Raw genomic sequence first — 18,932 nt, 5'->3', positions numbered from 1 at the left:
CGCGACAGCACCCGTTCACGCCGTAGGGTCGGAACATGCCGACCGAAGACCTCCCGAGCCGCACCGTCAAGCACTGGCAGGACTGCGCGGACGCGTACGACTTCCTGGACCAGATCCGTCTCCGGCCCGGCATGTGGCTGCCCGGCGGCTCACTCCACGATCTGCAGTCCATGCTGATCGGTTACCAGGTAGCCCTTGGTGTGCACTCCATCGGCGAGCCCTGCGACTTCTGGCCCGGCGGAGCCTTCAGCCAGTGGCTCGGGACACACCTTGGCGGCGGCAGCGCGCTCGGCTGGGCAGCCGACATCGAGCGCCACACCCCGGACGGCTCGACCCCCGTCGAAGAGTTCTTCCGTCTCCTCGATGCCTACCGGAGCGAAGCGAAACAGACCACCGCGACGACTCGGCTTCCCGGCATTGAGTACATGAACAACACCTTCGTCACCCTCTTCTGGCGCAAGCGCCTTTTCACACAGGCGGCGGAGCGTCTCGAAGACCGCGGCTTCCGCGTGATCCGCCTGGAAGCCGGCCAGTGGAACACGGAGCGAGACATGCACCGTGCCATGGCCGCAGCCCTGGACTTCCCCGACCACTACGGGCACAACCTGGACGCGCTCGACGACTGCCTCGGCGACGTGGCCTGCTACGGCGGCTACGACGACGCTCCCGAAGACGCCGGACTGGTCCTCGCCTTCAGCGACTACGACAGGTTTACGACGACCTGCCCCAAGGCGGCGCAGATCGTCCTGGATGTCATCGCCGACCAGGCCCGTCAAGCGGCCGTACTTCGCCGCCGCCTGTTCAGCCTCGTCCAGAGCAACGACCCGCAGATCCGGTTCGAACCCGTCGGTGCCATGCCCGTCATGTGGAACAGTGACGAATGGTCGGACGCCAGCCGTCGCGCGTCGGACAGGGGACCATCTCCATGGGGCCAGAGCGCAGGCTGATCCTGGACGGCCAGTCGATCACCGTCTACCTGGCGCGGCTGATGTGCCCGCAGGTTCGGTGGTCGGGCAAGCCACGCCGTCCCACGTATGTGTAGCTGTCGTTTCCGGCACCGCAGTGGACGACCCCGAAGGGCATGTACGCAGTGATGGTGTCGTTGCCGGCCCCGGCATCGAGCCTGCTGCCGCCGACGAGGCCGCCGTACGGGCGGCGCGTGGTGTGGCTGTACCCGCCTCCCAGCACGATGTCGCCCGCTCCGGGCGTGCCACTCAGCACGGCGGCGTAACTGAGCCCGCCGCCCGCCCGGATGGGGTGGCCTCCCCGGCCGGTGTCCCCACCGGTGATTCTGATGGAGGAGCCTTCCGGAGCGGACGCGGACCCCTCGATGACCCCTCGATGGCGCGCCGCCGGGCGCACATCCACCCCGCTAACGCCCGTCCCTGCTCAGGGACACCACCCGTCCCACGAACCGGTGATATGGGGATCCCACTGCATCGCGGTCCCTGGACCTTCGGTCGCTAAGGCTGTGCGGTGGAGCATCGTCCCGGATGGCGGCGCGGGTTGTCTCCGTCGTGGTGTACGGGCTCGACGTCGAGGTGTTCGAGGAGGTAGTCGGCGAGGGCGGCGGGGTTGGGCTGTGCCCACATGGCGCTGGGCGGGATGCGCAGGCCGGTGTCGGCTTCGAGTCGGACGCGCAGGCCGGTGGCCATGAGGGAGTCGAGGCCGACGGTGTTGAACGCGGTGGTGGCGGTGAGGCTTCCGGGGTCGCGGTGCAGGACGGCGGCGGTGTGGTCGAGGACGGCTTGGGTGAGGAGCCGGTGGCGTTCGGCGTCGGTGGCGCGGTCGGCGAGGGCCGCCAGGAGGGAGGGGGTGCCGGCAGCGGAGGCCCGGGCGTCGTCGAGCAGGGCGGCGAAGTAGGCGAGGCGGTCGGCCGCGGGGTGGTCGGCGAGCCAGTGGTGGGCGTCGGAGGGTGTGTAGGTGGTGCGGGCCCGGTCGTGGGTGAGGAGGCGGTGGAGGGCGTCCATGCCGTCCTCGGGGCTGATCATGGCGTAGCCGCGGTCCCGCATGGCGGTTCCCGCGCCGACCTCCGCCCAGGGGCCCCAGGCGATGCAGGTGGCGGGCAGTCCTTGGGCGCGGCGCCAGCTGGTGAACTCCTCCAGCCAGGCGTTGGCGGCGGAGTAGGCGGCCTGTCCCGCGTTGCCGAGGGTGGCGGCGGAGGAGGAGTAGGCGACCCACCAGTCGAGGTAGTGGTCTTTGGTGGCGTGGTGCAGGTGCCAGGCGCCGAGCGCTTTGGGCCGCCAGACGCGGTCGACGAGTTCGGGGGTGATGGTGGCGACCGTGGCGTCGTCGATCACGGCGGCAGCGTGCAGCACGCCCCGCAGCGCGTGGCCCGTGGCGGTCGCCGCTTGGACGAGTCGTCCGGCGGTCTCCGGGGCGGCGATGTCGGCGGGGACCACCTCGACCCGGGTGCCCAGGGCGCGCAGCCGCTCGATCGCGCGCGCGGTGTCGGGGCGGGGGGCGTGGCGGGAGGCGAGGACGACGGTGCCGGCGCCGGACCGGGCGAGCCGGTCGGCGGCGAGCAGCCCGAGTCCGCCCAGGCCGCCGCTGATGACGTAGGCGCCGTCGGGGCGGGTGACGGGGACGTCCTCGGGGGCGACGGGGAGGGTGGTGGTGCCCGTGGTGGGCCAGGTGAGGGCGAGTTTGGCGACGTGACGGGCCTGCGCCATCGTGCGGTAGGCCGTCTCGGCGTCGTCGACGGGATACGTCACGACCGGCAGCGGGGGCAGCAGCCCCTGGCGGAGGGCTTTGGAGAGCTTGGCGGCGGCCTTGGCGAAGCCGCTCCCGGCGACCAGGAGGCCGCCGTCGACGACGTGGAAGGAGATGTTGCCGCGCAGGGCCAGCAGGCTGATACGGGTACCGTCGTAGACGTCCCGTTTGCCGATCTCGATGAACCTGCCGCCGGGCGAGAGCAGTTCCAGGCTTGCGCTCAAGGCCGGGCCGGTCAGGGAGTTCAGGACGACGTCGACGCCTTGGCCGTCGGTGAGGTCGCGGATCTCGTCGGCGAAGTCCACGGTGCGGGAGTCCATGACGTGCTCGACGCCCAGGGCGCGCAGGTATGCGCGTTTGGCGTGGCTTCCCGCGGTGGCGAGGACGTGCGCGCCGCACAGCCGGGCGACGTTGACGGCGGCGAGACCGGTGCCACCGCTGGCGCTGTGGATCAGTACCCGTTCTCCCGGCCGGAGCCGGGCCAGGAGGCGCAGGCCGTGCCAGGCGGTGAGGTAGGCCAATGGCAGGGTGGCGGCGTCGGTCGTGCTCATGCAGTCCGGCGCGGGGATGACGTGCCAGTCGGCGGGCAGCGTCACGAAGGAGGAGAAGGAGGGCGAGGTGGTCGGGACGCAGAGCGCGACGCGGTCTCCCGCCTCGAGGTGCGTGACACCGTCCCCGACCGCGCTGACGAGGCCCGCGCAGTCGAAGGCCAGCCTGATCGCGGGATCGTCCGCGGTGCGGAACGTCTGGTAGACCCCTGTGGCCGCGAGAACGTTGGCGTAGTTGAGGCCGCTGGCGTGGACGTGGACTTCCACTTCCCCTGGCCCCGGGGGCCTGCGGTCGCCGGCGCGCAGTTCCAGGGAGCCGATGTCCCCGACGGTGCGTACGGCGAGGTCGACGCGGTCGCGCCCGTGGTCGACGGTGCGGGTGCGGCGGTCGCCGTGGGTGAGGGGGGCCGGGGACACGGCGGCCCGGAGGCGGCGGCCGTGCCGGTACGCGATCTGGTCGTCGGACGCGGGACAGGCCAGCAGTTCGCGCGCGAGATGCCGGAGGGGTGTGTGCGGGTCGGTGTCCAGGAACGAGGGGGACAGGCGGGGGTACTCGTGGCCGAGCGTGCGCAGGGCGCCGCGCAGACCGGCCTGGGCGAGGTCGGGTGCCTCCCCCTGCCGGACGGCCTCCCCTTGGAGAGTGAGCGCCCAGAGCCGTAGCGGTCGTTCGGTCTCCAGGGCGGCCAGCGTGCGGGCCAGCTCCAGCAGCCTCGTGGTGTGGTGCCGGGCCGACCGCACCGGCTCCGGCGGCTCCCCGTCCGCGGTGGAGGCCGGCAGGAAGACCACGCCGGCCCGGCCGCGCTCGCCGTCGGCGAGGAGCTCGGCCGGCGTCGGGGCGTCACCGTCCCGGACGACGGTGGCCCTGGCCCCGGCGGCTTTCAGGGCCGCGGCCAGCGGTCCGGCGAGGGGGTGCCGGTCACCGGTGTGCACCAGGAGCCAGTCACCCGCTTCCCCGTCCGCCGGGGTGGGTGGCTCCTGTTCGCTCCAGGCCACCTCCAGCAGGCGGGACTGGAAGAGTTCTTCCGGCGTACGCAGGGGGACGCTCGCCGCCCGCACACCGTGCAGTTCGGCGGCGACGGTGCCGTCCTCGCCGAGGACGCGCACCCGGCCGACGGCCGAGCGCGGGCCGGATGACTCGACGACCGCGTGGTACCAGCCGCTCGGCGGGAGGTCACCGTACAGGCGCAGACGCCCGATCCCTTCTCCGACGAGCCCTCCGGAGGCCACCGCGGCCGCCTGCCGCCAGGCGGCCACGAACGTCTGCCCGGCGCCGTCGAGGAGGACCGGGTGGCAGTGCATCGACCGGGAGCCGGCGCGCGCGGTGTCGGGTAGTGCGAAGTGGGCGAGGACGCTCCCGGCCGGTCCGCCGGCGGCCCTCAGCGAGTGCAGGGGGCGGAACGCGGGCCCGTAGCCGACGCCGAGCCGGTCGTGTGCCCAGGTGTAGAAGTCGTCGGCGTCGAGATCCTCTTGGCGTGCGCGTAGCAGCGCCTCCAGGTCGGCCTGACCGGCCGGTGGCGGGTCGTCGGGGAGCAGGCGCAGCCGGGCGGTCGCGTGGCGGGTGCGGCCGTCGGAGGCGTTCCCGCTCTCCAGCGTCCACCGGGACCGGCCGGAGCCGAGCGAGGTGGCGTGCATGGTCACGGCCGTCGGGCGGGCGAGCGCCAGCGCGCGGTGGATCCGCAGGTCGTCGACGGCGACTTGCCGGGGTGACACGCGGAAGTACTCGGTGGCGGCCTGGAGGCACATCTCCGCGCAGCCGGTGGTCGGCAGGACGGGGACCCCGTTGAAGGCGTGGTCGGACAGCCAGGGCACGCGCTCGGGGAGGATGGTGGTCTGCCACAGAGACCGGCCGTCGGTTTCCGGGTCCGTCAGGTGCGGGCCCGTCAGCGGGTGCCCGTCGGGCCGGCCGGCCGCCGGGCGGGCCGGCGCGGGTACCTCCAGGTGCCGGCGGTCCCAGGTGGTCGGCGGGGCGTCCACCAGCTCGCCGTCCCCGTAGTGCCGGGACCAGTCCACCACTCCGCCGGCGGCGTGGTAGGCGGTCACGTGCGTGAGGAACGTCCGTGCGTCGTCGTGGTCCCGCAGCAGCGACGGGACGACGGCGACCGCGCCGTCCGCGCAGGCGGGGATCGCCGCGGCGAGCAAGGGATGCGGGCCCAGCTCGACGAAGAGCCGGTACCCGTCCTCGAAGGCCGCGCGCACGGCCTGGGCGAGCCGTACGGGCTTCCGGAGATTGGTGAACCAGTAGCCGCCGTCGAAAGCGGCCCGCGCACGGGGGTCTGCCAGTGCCGTGGTGTAGAAGGGTACTTGGGGCCGGGCCGGACGGATCGCGCCCAGTTCTTCCAGGAGATCGTTCCGCAGCGGGGCCATGTGCGCGGTGTGCGACGCCGCGTCCACCGCCACCAGGCGGATCGCGACCCCTCGCGCGTCCCAGCGCTCCACCAGGGCCCGGACGGCGTCGGCGTCGCCCCCGACGACGGTGGCGTTGGGCGCGGTGACCACCGCCACCTCCACTCCCGCCGCGCCGTCCTCCGCCAGGCGCCGCTCGACCTCCGCGTGCCCCAGGGCGACCGAGGCCATGAGGCCCCGGCCCGCCGTCGTGGCGACCCGGCGCGAACGGCGGCAGATCACCCGTACCCCGTCCGCCACGGTCAGCGCCCCGGCCGCGACGGCCGCCGCGACCTCGCCCATGGAGTAGCCGATGATCGCGGCCGGCTCGACGCCCCAGGACCGCCACATGGCGGCAAGACCCAGCTGGACGGCGAAGAGCGTGGGCTGGACACGGCCGAATCCCCGTACCGTCTCGGGTGCGGTCAGTACGTCGCGCAGCAGGAAACCGGACTCGGCGCGCACCAGGGGCCCGAGTTCGTCGATCACCGAGGTGAACGACTCGTCGCCGTCCAGCAGCTCGCGGCACATGCCCGCCCACTGGGAGCCGTGCCCGGGGAACACCCACACCGGGCCGGGCCCGGGCGCCTGCGGGACGACGGCCGTGTGCGGGGTGACCTCGGAGTCCTTCCCGGCGTGGAACGCCCCCAGACGTCTCACCAGTTCCCGGCGGTCCTTGGCGATCACGGCGGCCCGGTACGCGGCGTGCGAGCGCCGTACCGCCAGCGTGTGGGCCACGTCGTGGAGTGGTTCCCGTGCTCCCTCGTCCCGCAGCCAGTCGGCCAGCCGCCGGGCGCCGGCCCGTACCGCGTCCTCGGTGCGGCCGGACAGGCAGAAGGCCCGTACCGAGGGGCCGGGCGGCGTCGAGTCGCGGCCGGTCGTGGAGGGCACGGCGCGCGCCGGCCGGCGGGGGCGCTCCGGGGCGGCTTCGACGACGAGGTGGCCGTTGGTGCCGCTGACCCCGAAGGAGGAGACCGCCGCCAGCCTGGCCCCGCCGGTGACCGGCCACCTCGTCATCGCGGTCGGCACGAACAGCCGTGTGCCCGCCGGGTCGATGGCGTCGTTCCACCGGGTGAAGTGCAGGGTGGCGGGTACCGCCCCGTGCCGCAGCGCGCCGATCACCTTCAGGAGCCCCGCGACTCCCGAAGCGGCCTCGCAGTGACCGATGTTGGACTTCACCGAGCCCAGGGCGCAGCGGTCGCGGCCCCGGCCGTACACCTCGGCGACGGCCGCGAACTCCACCGGATCCCCCGCCGCGGTGCCGGGGCCGTGGGCCTCGACCATGCCGACGTCCGCCGGATCGACGCCGGAACGTTCCAGCGCCGCGCGGTACACCTCCACCTGGGCCGTCCGGGACGTCGCGGTGAAGCGCGTCCGGGAGCCGCTGGTGTTGACCGCCGAGCCCCGCAGCACCGCCAGCACGCGGTCCCCGTCGCGCCGGGCGTCCTCCAGCCGCTTCAGGACGACGATCCCACACCCCTCGGAGCGCGCGTAGCCGTCGGCGCGCACATCGAAGGGCCGTGACCGACCCGTCCGCGAATAGGGTTCCCAGCGGGCGAACGGGGCCATGGCCTGGGCCGACAGGGACAACTGCGCGCCGCCGGCCAGCGCCAGGTCGGCCTCACCGGCCCGCAGGGCCTGGCAGGCCGTGTGGATCGCCACGACCGACGACGCGCAGGCCCCTTCCACCGCGGCACCGGGCCCCCGAAGGTCCAGCAGGAACGCGACGCGCCCGGTGGTCATGCTGTCGATGCCGGAGAGGAACGCGTAGGGATCGGTATCGGCGATGTCGCCGAAGGAGCGCAGCAGGTAGTCCTTGGCGTAGCAGCCGTAGAGTTGTGCCACCCGTGTGCCGGCCAGCCCGTGCGGGGGCATGCCGGCGTGCTCGAGCGCCTCCCACACCACCTCCAGCAGCAGCCGGTGCTGCGGATCGGTGAACCGGGCCTCTTGCTCGCTCATCCCGAACCACGTCGCGTCGAAGGCGTAGACGTCGTCGTCGAGGAAGCCGCCGTGCGTCATCCGCTCCACCACCGGCGCCGGGAGCTCGGCGAGGTCTTCCGGGGTCCAACGGCCGGGCGGTACCGCCCGGATCGCGTCGTGTTCCCGGGCCAGCAGCTTCCACAGGCCGCCAAGCGAGTTCACCGCGCCCGGCAGGCGGCACGCGGCACCCACGATGGCGATGGATCGTCCGGACGATGACGACGTCATGGCGTGACCTCCAAGATGGGTACTGGGGCCGCCGGGGCTGTGCGGGCGCCGCGGATGGCAGGAGAGCGCGTCCGACAGGTGGCCTGTCGGTGGCGGGTGCGCGGCGGGCTGTCGGGCGCCGGCGGCCGGGGACGGCAGTCCGGATCACCGGCGCCAGAAGCGCCCTGGCCGGATCGGATTGCCGAGATTGGTACGTGCCTGGACGGTCGCCTGGCGGACGGACATGTCCTCCAGGACGGCCTGTACCTGAGGGGCTGATTTTTTGACGAGGAACTGGGCGTCCAGCAGGTGTTGGGCGAGCCGCTCGGTGCTGAGTTCCTCTTCGACGAGATCGCGCATGACACCGCGGAGGACTTTCCGCAGCACGTGGGAGAGCCGCAGCTCGGGATAGATGTAGCGCACCGAACCCTCGATGTTGGCCACGGATTTGCCGAGCACGCTGGTCATGGGGGTGATCTGCACACCGCGACGGGTGGAGTAGCGCAGCAGCGACATCAGGGCCACCCCGAAGTTCAGTTCGGCCAGGGACGCCTCGGACCAGCGCGGAACGATCCGGGACAGGTCCTGTACGAGACCGGCAGGGTTGCTCCAGGGCGTGTTGGTGCCCAGCTTGATCCACTGCCGGGCCATCCGCTCACCGTCATTGCAGGCCATGCCGAGGAAAGCGCCCAGCAACGCGACGCTGGCACTGCGATCGAGCCGGCCCACCATGCCCCAGTCGATCAAGTACGCCCGCCGGCCCGGGCTGATGATGATGTTCCCGGGGTGGGGGTCCGCGTGGAAACGGCCGGTGACGAAGTAGGAGCGGAACATGTAGTCGATGAGCTGACAGGCGATCCGCTTCGCTTCCTTGGGGTCGAGCTCCTCCTTCTTGACCCGGTTGATTGGCACCCCGTCCGCGAAGGACTGCACCAGAACGCGCGGGGTCGCGTGCAGGACCTTGGGGACGCGGATCCGCGTGTAGTCCTTCGCCAGTTTCCGCGCGGCCTTCATGTTCGACGCCTCGCGGGTGAAGTCGAGTTCGTCCCCCATGACGTCGAAGAGCGCGTCCAGCAGGGCCCGGACGTCGACGACCTCCGCGAACCGCGGCGCCGCTCGTGCGATCAAGGCCGCCACCGTGCGCAGGACCCGCATGTCGCCGTGAACCAGTTGCTCCGCACCCGGCCGCCGCACCTTCAGTACGCACTGCCGCCCGTCGGTCAGCGTCGCCTTGTACACCTGGGCGAGGGACGCCGCCCCCAGCGGCCGCTCGGTGCGCACCTGGGCGAACCGATCCTGCCAGCCGGTTCCCAGCTCTTGCTCCAGGACCGGTTCGAAGTGCGAGAACGGACGGACGACGGCTTGGTCGTTGAGGTGGGCCAGCTCTTCACGCAGGTAAAGCGGCACCAAGTCCGGTCGGGTGGCCAGGATCTGCCCGACTTTGATGTACAACGGGCCCAGGTCTTCCAGTGTCCTACGCACATCCCGGGCTCGGTCCTCCTGCCTGCGGGCCGGATCGGAACACCGCCTCCCGGCCTTGTCCTTCACGGTTTCGCGGACTTGGCCGGCGACCAGCCGGAGGGCGGCTCCCGCCGCCCGGCGGCCCCGATGCCCTTGTCCCGCCGCCTCCTCCGCCCGCGGCTGAAGGCTCACGCCGGCTTCGAGGGCGGTCGCGCCGTACCCGCGGCCCGTTCCGTCTGCGCGACCAGGCCGGCCAACGAACTCACCTGGGCGGTGAGTTCGCGGATTTGCCGGGCATTCTCCTTCTGCAGTTTCCTGTTCTTGGACTTTCCGCGCTTCTTCTTGCTCCCGAGTCCCTTGCGAGCGCCTTTCCGCATCCCCTTTCCGATCTCGTCAACGCCGTCCAGGAACCTGTCCACACCGCTACGGCTCATCATCTTCACCCTTCGTCACCACGCGGGGCCGACAGAGGACGGCAGGAACGCCGTCCCGAAAGGGCGCCCGGTTCATCGGTTTTTCTTCCGAGGTCCACGACATGAGCTGGGCGCGATCAACCACAGGGAAGCTTGATTCAAGTGCAGCGCCGCGATGCGGCGAACCTCTACTCCATCCATATGCGCGGACAAGTCATCCGTAAACACGAACCGATCCGCGCTCTTTGCCCCTGTAATCGGATGAACCGCCCGTAGGATTGGAGTCCGGCGCGCGTTTCATGACGCGTCGCCGCAGGCTCCACCTGCACCGTTCGCTTCGGTCGGTCCGACGGTGCAAGGCGCCCCGTCTCCGCTGTGGGTGAACTCCGGACCGCCGTGGCCACCGCGTGCGAGGGCGCGTGGTGGCATTTCCCTGCGACCTTGTGCTTCAGAAGCGGAATGTTGCTTCCGGTTGGCATGCCATGCTTCTCGGCGGCGCTCTGGTGGTACAGGTATTCCTGGTGCGGCCATAAAGGCGCCACGGCGCGGAAAGCCCTCCCTATGGATTTGGCGCTTCATGAAGGGTCCATGCGGCGCGACGGATCGGGAAGTGATGAAAGGTGCGACCTTCCGGACAGTCGGCCGGCACTTTCACATCCGCCGAAGCGAGGGCCTATGACAGAAGAAGCCATCCGCCTCGTTCCCGCCGGGCGCGCCGTTCTGACCGGTGGCCCGGCGTCACTTCCCCGAGTCGTCTCACTGCGCGACGCGGCCCTGGTCGACGACGAACGACTGATCATCACCCACCGCGGCCGAAACGAGCATTACCGCTTCACCGGCTCCCATGAACGTGTCGACCGGCAGGACGCCCCGGTGGCTTCCTGGCAGTACAGCACCGCGGTCGCGGAGTGAACGCGCTTGCCCAAGTGGCCGCCGGCGTTCGGAGAGCTCGTTGGCCGGGGCGGCCGCCACCCTCCACCCCTCAGGCCGTCGCGCGCCGGGACGTCGTGGCGCTACCAGGAGATCACGGCGTATCCGCCGGCGCCGTCCGTGCCCGTTCCGCCACCCACCCCGTCCTCCCCTTCCCGGCCCTTGCTGTTCCCTCCGGCTCCGGCTTGGCCGCCCGGGGCGCCGTTCCCCCCGTCGCCGCCGGAAGCGCCGTCGCCCCCGGTGGCCACGCCCGCGGGAAGCGCGCGCCCGTCGGGGAGAACGGGGTGGGGCGGCCGGCCTCCCCAGCTCTTGCAGGACCGGACGTCGCGTTGGCAGCGGAGCCCGTTGAAGCCACCGACACCGCCGGCACCGTCCGCTTTGCCCTCGGTGCCCGCGGCTCCTGCCCTGCCGGGGCGGGCGCCGAGCAACCGCTCGGTCGTCCCCCGGCAGACGCTCGGGGAGGCCGGACCGCTGGAACGGGGTGCGCCGGGGTGAGCGTGTCCGCCTTCCTGATGCCCGCCGCCGGTACCGCCGTTGCCTCCCTGGCCGTGCCGGCCGGGAGCGCCTCCGGCGGCTCCCGCCAGCAGCTTCGGCGAGTCGCCGCGCTCGATGCCGAAGCCGGTGCCCGCCCCTCGGGTGCCGTCGTGGCCGGCGTCGCCGGTGTCCCCGTTCTTCCCGTCCGCGCCGTGGTGGCCGGTGCCACCCGCGCCGCCGGTGCCTCCGGCACCACCGTGCCCCCCGCTGCCGCCCGGACCCAGGTAGACGAAATAGGCCTGACCAGGCGTCACGTCGACCGAGCAGCCCACGAAGGAGCCACTGCTGCCCCCGCTGCCCGCCGAACCGCCCGCCCCGCCCCCGCCGGGCTCGCCTTCCGCGTCGTGCGTGCTGAGCGACTGGTAGGCCTCGCCTCCGCCTCCTCCGCCTCCACCCGCGCCGCCTCCGCCGCCTCCGCCGGGCCCCCACAGGTGAACCTTCACGTGCGTCACGCCCTCCGGGGGCTGCCACATGTGCCGGCCCAGTGCGTCGAACACCACCTGGCCGTGCGGAGCGGCGGCCGCTTCCGGCATGTGGGACGACCCGAGAACCGGTGTCGCCGCGGCCAAGAACACGGAGGCGGCACGGAGGGCGAACCGGCGGCCCCCGCCGATGCCCGGGGCGGGTGGGCGGTCGTTCATGTGCGACTCCTTGAATCCTTGACTGCAGAGGTGCATAACGCGGGAACGGCATCCGGGCCGCGTTCCTTGAAAGGCACGAGTCTGGCGTACGGACGGACACACGAGTGGAACGGCGGGACCGGGCGGGGGGACGGCCACTACTCCCATGCTCACCTGGCACTAACGCCGGGGCGGGAGGGAGGGAGACGGCAGATCCCTCGTATCGGTGCGATGAGCGCCTGATATGGGTCTGGTCACCCCTTCGGGTGCAGACCGTCCGCGATCGGCTGTACGGGCACAGCGCCTGGCCCGATTTCCCTCGCCCGGTATACGGAGGGCCGGTTTGAGCCGGATTCCGTTCCGATGGGCAGGGCGTGGCACCGGCGGCACGCTCGTACATCCGGCCGGTTGGCGTACGCCTGACCGGTGCTGCTCCGCACCCGCGGACCAGGCGGTTTGACCGACCCCGTCGGCAGACCCTAGGAAGCGGGTGGGCCTTGAGACCTGTCCATGGGGAGCGGCGACCTGCCGGAAGCCGGACTGTCGCCGCCCCTTCAACCAGGAAGCTTCCGGCTCGGACGCCAGTCGGTGCCACGGAGGACTCCACCCGCACGGGACACCTTTGCCACCGGCACGCCACGAGGATCACCTACTCATGACCACGTGAACTTTCCGACCGTCCGTCAGACGGATCGCCTGTTCCACGGCCCTCGTCCTGGCCGCCTCCGCCTTCTCCGCCGCACCCGTAACGGCAGCCGGCAGCGGCTCGGTCACGTACTCCCGCTGGGGCAGGTACCCGTTCACTGTTCCCCAGGGAGTGAACTCGATGACGGTCTCTCTGTGGGGCGCCGGTGGGGGCGGAGGCGGAGGGGGGCGGTGGGGGAGCGGCCGGTCGTTCCCTCGGCACGGGGGATGGAGGCGGTGGGGGTGGCGGCGGCGGGGGAGGCGGCGGTCACACCGTGTGCAAGGTGGCTGTGACACCGGGCAGCGAACTCGTCATCACCACCGGGGGGCGGGAACCGGGGAGAGGGAGGCAGGGGCGGGGAGGCGTCACACGGCACTTACTGAGCTTGTAGGCGTGGTGTCGTCAGGTGTGGAGCCCGGTTGCGGCGAGGCATCCGTCGATGAGGTGGCTGCGGTACTGGATCTCACGGAGGCCGCGACGTAGGGCTCGAAGGAGCTGGCCGGCACTGGTGAAGGCGGTGTCGGCCTGGCTGCTGCGCCGCAGGAGGGACCAGATGCCCTCGACGGGGTTGAGGTCGAGTGCATACGACGGCAGGTGGAAGGCTGTGATCCAGTCGTGCGAGGCGATGAAGTCGCGCATGCCGGCCGTGCGGTGGGTGTTCAGATTGTCCCAGACGAGCACGATCGGGGCCCCGAGCTGCCGGTGGGCGGCCAAGAGCAGGTCGCGGTAGTCGGTCCAGGCGAAACTGCGACGTCCTTTGGGCGTCAGGTGACGTGTATGGACCACAGGCCGGTAGATGAGACGGGAGCGTTCGCCCGGTCTGTAACAGCACAGGGCGGCCACCGAGATCCGGCCGCGTGAACCTCCCCGGACCCTGATGACCGGGGTCCGGCCACGCCGGGCCCACGTGCGGCTGGTCGGCGGCGTCATCAAGAAGCCCGCTTCGTCCTTGAACACGACGTAGGCCCCGAGCGCCGCCGCGGTGCTTCCACCAGCGGCCACGTCTCCTTCACCCACCCGGCCACCGCCGCCTCGTCCCGCTCCAGCGCGCGCCGGGCGGGGACCTGATGACTCCAGCCGTGCCGGTGCAGCATCTTCGCGATGCCGGAGAGTGTCATGGTCTTGTGGAACCGGCGGCCGATCAGCGTCCTGATCCGTGACAGAGTCCACCGCTGGTCCGGTCAGCCGTGCGCGACCGCTCCTTTGTCCAGCTCCTCTTCCAGAGCCGCGAACAGCCTGTCACTCAGCTTGGGCAGGGACGCGGGCCCCCGCGAACGCAGTGCCTGCCGCCCGCCGGCGTTGTATGTCTTCCACCACCGTTGCACCGAGCGCACACTCACCCGTAACCGCCTGGCGATCACAGCACTGGACAACCCCTGGCCGAACAGCTCCGCCGCTTCCAGGCGGATCCGCTCACGGAACACCCGCCGCTCATCGGTCAGTCCACCACCCTGCGGATACCTCATGTCCACGGCATACCGCGACGATCACCACTCGTCAGCCCCACGACAACACACCGACAAAGTCAGTAGAGCATGCCAGTGGCTCTTCCTCCCGGAGCAGCCGGCCGCTTGTCAGTGCACCCGGTTAATGTCCTTCCCCATGACCGCAGGACAGTTGATGGAAGCGCTCTGGCTCAGTGACGGGCCGGCCACAGCACAGCTGTGGGCGCGTCCAGGTGCGTAGCGGTTTGAGCGCTGCGATCAGTCCGATGTATGGCGAAAGTCGGTACGCCGGTGGAACTGACGTGGCCTACGGTGCGTGATGCATACACCGAATCAGAAGGAGCAGCCGATGAACCACCAGCCCACGCAGCCGCCTTACGGCCCCCCGCCCCAGGTTCAGCACTACCCGCAGCAGCCGCAGGTGACCGGGAGGGGTGTGCCGGCGACGCCGGGTCCGGGCAAGACGCTGGGGCCCGGGGCGATAGTGGGCATTATCGCAGGTGCTCTGGTGGGCGTCGTCGCGCTCGGAGCTGTCGTCGTCTCCGTGGCCGGCGGTCACGACAGCAAGGACACGGCATCGTCGTCCGCGTCGTCTGCCGACAACGCCGGCGGTTCGCCGCACAAGTCCGGCTCCTCTCGGCAGCGATACCGGCTCACCGTGCCGCCCACCCTGATCGATGGCCAGTACACGCTGTCCAAGGACATCACGCAGATGATGGACGACGGTCTGGCCGGGCAGCGCGACGGTGCCAGCGGACACAACATGCGTGGTGCGGGCGGACAGTACAAGGCCACGTCCGGCGAGCAGGGCACGCTGGTCGCCAGCGGAATCTACGGCGAGGTCTCCGACCCCAAATACGCGCTGGAGCAGATGTTCAAGGGCCTGACCGAGCACGACGGCGTCGAAGTGACCACCCAGCCCCACCCGGTGGCCGTGCCGGGCGTCGACGAGCCCGTCAGCTGCGAGGTCTTCACTTTCCGGCAGAACCCCGTAGGAGCATGTGGGTGGAGCGATCACAGCACCGTCGCCGTCGTGACCATCGCCGATGCCGCTGAACCGGTGTCCCTTGATGTCCTCGCGCGGAAGGCTGCGGTGGCGCGCAGCGAGATGCGGGTGCCGGTGGGATAGACGCCGCGACCCGCCCGCCTCCGACGGGGCGGCGGTAGTACACCGCCGCCACCTCACCCAGCTCCACCTCGCGGCTGCCCGTCCGCAGTCGCCCGCCTCACACCGGCGCCTGAGCGCCAAGGCGGGTGCCGAAGGGCGGGTCCGGTCCGATGCCGGCCGGGTCGATGCGGGCGACGTGCGCAGATGTTTACAGCGACATCGTGAGCAACGTGCTGGACTGCGGCTTCGCCTGGTGTTGTTTGTCGATGCTCGTGGTGACCGCTTCCGTCCACGTGGTCGGCGGCTGCTTCCACGCCCTGACGCTGACCGGTACCGCCACCGTGATGGTGCCCGAGGAGCCGGTGCAGCTGTCCTTGGCCTGGCACAAAGCAGCCCTGGACACCCTGCGGGCCGCTCCGGGGAGGTCCTCTTGCACGGCCACGTCCCGACCCGCTGAGGCGACACCACCCGAGCAGTCGCGGGGCTAACCCGCCGCCCCGCAGAAGTCCCCACGACGACGGCGTACCAACGCGCCGCCTCGACTGAGAAGGGGGACCGTGTCCGAGGCCAACGACACGCTGGCCACCCTGCTGATCTTCGCCGCGTTCCTGCACATCCTCACCCTGCTGAGGATGATCCTGCACACCCCACTCGCAGCGGACCAACCCGACAACAACCAGGCACAGCAGCAGCCGCTCACAGCTCGGCCGCTCGCCCGTACAGCGCACGGGACGCTGCACGCCTCCCCAATCTGTTCCTCGGGCATGTCGACGGCCTTGTGACCGCCACAACTGACAGCAGCATGCGCCAGGGCGTTGAGGATGGTGCCCTTCCCCCGACCACACAGCGTGGGGCAGCGTGGGCGCCGAGCTTGCCAAACTGGCCGCGGCCCTCTGCAGAGACGGGGGTGGCCGGACCGGCCTCCCGAGATGGCCGGCGGGCCGGGTGAGACAGAGCACGATGAGCAGAGCGAAGGGCGGTGGCGGCGTCAGCCGGTAGCCTCTGCCGGATGACCGACGACACCGTCACCTGGAACCGGCTCGCCGGCCTGCTGCCGGAGACCGAAGCCCAGGAAGTCGAGGACTGCTGGGCCATCGGCGAGCAGGAGGCGGGGCTTGGCCTGCTCGTCTCGGGCATCCTCGGTCACCAGGTGCCGATCAGCCAGACGGTCAAGGCCCAAATCTCCGTGCTCGCGGAGACCTGGGGCGAGAGGGAGGCCCTCACACGCCAGCTTCTCCAGTGCCAGGACGACGGCACTCCCCGCCTGGTGCGGCTGATCGAAGGTGACGGAAGCACCGTCCCGGAGGCAGCAGGGGAGGACGGACAGGACTTGGCCGGTCTCGTCCTCGTTCCGTGGATCGCCTGCACGAGGTCTGGCCGTGTCCTGATGCGCGCCCATGCCCGAGAAGGCTGGGGCGGCCTTTCCTACCTGGCCCGGTACTACGTCATCACAGCACCGGACCGGGCCACCGTCCTGCAACTGTTCCCTGCCGGTTTCGCCAGGCCGGCCTTTGCCACCCTCTTGAGATTGGCGCACTGATCTCTCCAGCACCCGGCAAGGACCCGTCGCGACGGGTATGGCTGCGAGACCCCTCAGCGCCGTCCTATCCGCGGTAGCGCAGTGGCGTAGGCGTCCTGTGCACCGCTGCGCATCCCTGCCCGGCTCGGCTAGCGTCTCCCGCACACATGCTGAGAAGTGGTGGGTGGGCACATGGCAACTGTCGTAGTGGGTTTCCGGCTGGGCACTGGGACGCGCCAGGCCACCGTGATCGTGACACAGTCCGGCCGGCTGCACTTGGCCGAGGGACTGCACGGGCAACGCGGGCGCGTTCGGCCCCCGCGCGTCTCCCATGGTGAGTACCCGGTTCACACGCAGGTCGCCGCCTTTAGGACTGAGCACGCCGACCGTCTGCGCCGCGGATACAACCGGGTTCTTATCCCTCCGTCCTGCGTGCGTTTGGAGAGGGACGAACCCGTTCTGCACCCGCACCCCTACGGCCCTAACGCCCCCAAACCGGACCCACGGCTACTCGACGAGTTCGTCGGCATGCCTCTCGGCAGCCCGAAGGAGCTGGAACAGGCGATCTTCGACTTCTACACGACCGTCGGGCTTCCGGCACGACGGCGGACCGTGCCCCGCCAGCGAGCTGCCCCCGCGCAGCCACGGAAGCCCCCGATCTCCATGGGCTACGCCCGGCTTCTGGCCCAGGGAGAGACGATCACCTCATCGCCGCGGCGGCCGGTCGGCTACCGCATTACAGCCGAGACCGTCCGGCTGCATGTGGGGGCGGCCGGCGACGCGCTCGACCACGGCGAGGTGATCAAGCTACGGGCTGCCTTGGACGCCTGGCTGCAGTTGAACCCCAACCCGGGTCGAACGTCGGCGCACACCCCGGGCGACACACACCCGTAGGTGCCGTCGGCCGAGTAGCCGATCGCCCGCTGAGCGTGTTCCTGCAGCTGCCGCTGGTCTGTCTAGTATCCGTCGAAGACCCGGTAGCTGCCGGGAGTGATGGCACAGTCCTGCAGATAGGTCGCTAGGTCGCGGACCGCATTGGCCTGGATGTCGTCAGTGCAGCGGTCCAGGAGGTCCGGGATCTCGCGGAGCGCGGCTTCAGCCTCTTGTTCGTTGAAGACGGTGTCGTTATAGGGGTCGACCGTCCAGAGCCTTCCCGAGGTGTTGGTGGGAAGCCGGGCGATCAGCTGAGCCAATGCTTCCCCGTACTCGCCGGACTGGCGGATCAGCGTCGGCTTGCGCTTCGAGCGCCGGCTGGGCCAGTGTGGGCGGCTGTTGTGCAACTGCAGGTCAATCCCTATGAGCCTGATTCTCTCGCGGCCGTATCCGGTAACGGCATCGGGCCTTCGCACGCGAATGCTCTCTCGAACCTGATCGCTCAGGTGGTGAATCCGCCTCAGGCCTCAGTGCGCGGCGAGCGACGAGTTGCTCAGCGACCTCGGCTGGCGCGACCGCTCAGGGGCCCAGACGACAGGCCATGTTCCCCCCCCCGCGAGGTGGATCCGGCAGTGTGACCTGCCGATGACGTCACCGCCGGCCCGGGAGTTCGCCGTTGGACGTACCGGCGGAGGCGCTCGTGATATCCGCCCCGTCCCTGTTGATGCAGCCGTCGCAGTGACAGGTGCGCACGGCCTCGGCGATGTCCAGGGCGAGCCGCGCCCGGCGGGGGTTCCGTCGACGGGCCCTGGGGTGTGGGAGACGATGGGGCCGGGCCCGTACCGCGCGGTCAGTGCACGGGCCAGGTGGGACGACGGGCGAGGACCGTCCACTCCTCGCGATTTCGCTGATTGGCCAGCCGTCGTCAGCGACGAGAGCGGATTTCAGCCGGTGGCGCGGGGTGGGGGCCGCGTTCGAATGCGACATTTCTGAGCTCCTGGACAGGCTGAAGGGCCGGCCATGGTGTGTGGCCGGCCCTTCAGCTTGGAGACATGCGAGGAGGGATAATGCAGGTCAGTCGACCGGGGAGACTCGGATGAGGTTGCCGTCAGGGTCCGTAATCACGAACGTGCGGCCGAAGACAGCATCATGCGGCTCCTGCACAACGTGGGCCCCCTTCGAGGCCCACCTCGTGAAGATCTCGTCAATCGCCTGCGATGGCCCCGGCACCATGAGTCCGATCTCTGTCGTACGGGGGAGGCCTGGGACCGCGTGCTCGCTGTAGCCCGTCCACAGTGCGAACAGGACACCGGGGGCAGCTTCGAAGGCTACGTAGTGGGGACTGGTGAAGGTCGGTTCGATCTCGAACAGGTCGCTGTAGAAGGCGGTGGCGGCCTCGGCGTCGCGGACGCCGATCAAGAACAGGTTCGGTGCGGGCATGGAGTGCTCCTCAACTCGTTGATTGCTCGGTCCAGCACCCAGTGGATCGCGCAATCGCGACGGAACCTGTCACCT

13 protein-coding genes and 1 pseudogene are annotated in these 18,932 nt (G+C 70.7%); 7 read left to right on the top strand and 7 right to left on the bottom strand.

The window, feature by feature from the left end; translation table 11 throughout:
- The first annotated feature begins 35 nt into the window (after positions 1-35).
- Positions 36-947: a barstar family protein gene (locus JNW98_RS11470; RefSeq protein WP_223768042.1), complete on the top strand. Its 912-nt coding sequence runs from the start codon at positions 36-38 to the stop codon at positions 945-947.
- Positions 948-1,463: 516 nt separating this feature from the next.
- Here JNW98_RS11470 and JNW98_RS11460 read toward each other — a convergent pair.
- The 3 genes from JNW98_RS11460 to JNW98_RS11450 form a co-directional block, all read right to left on the bottom strand.
- Positions 1,464-7,850: a type I polyketide synthase gene (locus JNW98_RS11460; RefSeq protein ID WP_263420646.1), complete on the bottom strand. Its 6,387-nt coding sequence runs from the start codon at positions 7,848-7,850 to the stop codon at positions 1,464-1,466.
- Between the two features lie 144 nt (positions 7,851-7,994).
- Positions 7,995-9,311: an ABC1 kinase family protein gene (locus JNW98_RS11455; RefSeq protein ID WP_223768041.1), complete on the bottom strand. Its 1,317-nt coding sequence runs from the start codon at positions 9,309-9,311 to the stop codon at positions 7,995-7,997.
- Positions 9,312-9,478: 167 nt separating this feature from the next.
- Positions 9,479-9,733: a hypothetical protein gene (locus JNW98_RS11450; protein ID WP_223768040.1), complete on the bottom strand. Its 255-nt coding sequence runs from the start codon at positions 9,731-9,733 to the stop codon at positions 9,479-9,481.
- A gap of 645 nt (positions 9,734-10,378) precedes the next feature.
- Between JNW98_RS11450 and JNW98_RS11445 the strand changes: the two genes are divergently transcribed.
- Entirely contained in the window at positions 10,379-10,615 is a 237-nt protein-coding gene (locus tag JNW98_RS11445) for a DUF5988 family protein (RefSeq protein ID WP_223768039.1), read from the top strand.
- A 101-nt stretch (positions 10,616-10,716) separates the two neighbouring features.
- Here the strand turns inward: JNW98_RS11445 and JNW98_RS11440 are convergent, their stop codons facing one another.
- Both JNW98_RS11440 and JNW98_RS37020 read right to left on the bottom strand, forming a co-directional pair.
- Positions 10,717-11,808 (bottom strand): hypothetical protein, encoded by a 1,092-nt coding sequence (locus JNW98_RS11440; protein ID WP_223768055.1) that lies wholly within the window; start codon positions 11,806-11,808, stop codon positions 10,717-10,719.
- A 1,066-nt stretch (positions 11,809-12,874) separates the two neighbouring features.
- Positions 12,875-13,938 (bottom strand): annotated as a pseudogene (locus JNW98_RS37020) (IS630 family transposase).
- A gap of 328 nt (positions 13,939-14,266) precedes the next feature.
- Here JNW98_RS37020 and JNW98_RS11425 point away from each other — a divergent pair.
- From JNW98_RS11425 to JNW98_RS11405, 5 genes are all read left to right on the top strand, one after another.
- A complete protein-coding gene (locus tag JNW98_RS11425; RefSeq protein WP_223768037.1) occupies positions 14,267-15,046 on the top strand; it encodes a hypothetical protein in 780 nt (259 codons plus the stop codon).
- Between the two features lie 200 nt (positions 15,047-15,246).
- The gene (locus JNW98_RS11420; protein ID WP_223768036.1) at positions 15,247-15,513 is read left to right on the top strand and encodes a hypothetical protein; all 267 of its coding nucleotides are present in this window, start codon (positions 15,247-15,249) and stop codon (positions 15,511-15,513) included.
- Positions 15,514-15,582: 69 nt separating this feature from the next.
- Entirely contained in the window at positions 15,583-15,807 is a 225-nt protein-coding gene (locus JNW98_RS11415) for a hypothetical protein (protein WP_223768035.1), read from the top strand.
- Positions 15,808-16,034: 227 nt separating this feature from the next.
- Positions 16,035-16,565, top strand: a complete 531-nt coding sequence (locus JNW98_RS11410) for a hypothetical protein (RefSeq protein WP_223768034.1) — start codon at positions 16,035-16,037, stop codon at positions 16,563-16,565.
- Positions 16,566-17,072: 507 nt separating this feature from the next.
- The gene (locus JNW98_RS11405; RefSeq protein ID WP_223768033.1) at positions 17,073-17,438 is read left to right on the top strand and encodes a hypothetical protein; all 366 of its coding nucleotides are present in this window, start codon (positions 17,073-17,075) and stop codon (positions 17,436-17,438) included.
- 62 nt (positions 17,439-17,500) lie between these two features.
- On the opposite strand, the gene JNW98_RS11400 is transcribed toward JNW98_RS11405, so the two are convergent.
- Both JNW98_RS11400 and JNW98_RS11395 read right to left on the bottom strand, forming a co-directional pair.
- Positions 17,501-17,893, bottom strand: coding sequence for a hypothetical protein (locus tag JNW98_RS11400; protein ID WP_223768032.1), 393 nt, complete (start codon positions 17,891-17,893; stop codon positions 17,501-17,503).
- A gap of 598 nt (positions 17,894-18,491) precedes the next feature.
- Positions 18,492-18,857: a VOC family protein gene (locus tag JNW98_RS11395; RefSeq protein WP_223768031.1), complete on the bottom strand. Its 366-nt coding sequence runs from the start codon at positions 18,855-18,857 to the stop codon at positions 18,492-18,494.
- Positions 18,858-18,932: the final 75 nt, after the last annotated feature.

The sequence above is a fragment of the Streptomyces huiliensis genome, from assembly GCF_020037025.1.
GTDB classification, from domain to species: Bacteria; Actinomycetota; Actinomycetes; order Streptomycetales; family Streptomycetaceae; genus Streptomyces; species Streptomyces huiliensis.
This window is presented reverse-complemented; position numbering and strand designations above follow the sequence as displayed.

What these genes read in the sequence shown, in the direction of transcription:
- JNW98_RS11470 (WP_223768042.1), top strand. Translation starts at nt 36, where the DNA reads ATGCCGACCGAAGACCTCCCGAGCCGCACCGTCAAGCACTGGCAGGAC.
- JNW98_RS11460 (WP_263420646.1), bottom strand. Translation starts at nt 7,850, where the DNA reads ATGACGTCGTCATCGTCCGGACGATCCATCGCCATCGTGGGTGCCGCG.
- JNW98_RS11445 (WP_223768039.1), top strand. Translation starts at nt 10,379, where the DNA reads ATGACAGAAGAAGCCATCCGCCTCGTTCCCGCCGGGCGCGCCGTTCTG.
- JNW98_RS11440 (WP_223768055.1), bottom strand. Translation starts at nt 11,808, where the DNA reads ATGAACGACCGCCCACCCGCCCCGGGCATCGGCGGGGGCCGCCGGTTC.
- JNW98_RS11425 (WP_223768037.1), top strand. Translation starts at nt 14,267, where the DNA reads ATGAACCACCAGCCCACGCAGCCGCCTTACGGCCCCCCGCCCCAGGTT.
- JNW98_RS11410 (WP_223768034.1), top strand. Translation starts at nt 16,035, where the DNA reads ATGACCGACGACACCGTCACCTGGAACCGGCTCGCCGGCCTGCTGCCG.
- JNW98_RS11405 (WP_223768033.1), top strand. Translation starts at nt 17,073, where the DNA reads ATGCCTCTCGGCAGCCCGAAGGAGCTGGAACAGGCGATCTTCGACTTC.
- JNW98_RS11395 (WP_223768031.1), bottom strand. Translation starts at nt 18,857, where the DNA reads ATGCCCGCACCGAACCTGTTCTTGATCGGCGTCCGCGACGCCGAGGCC.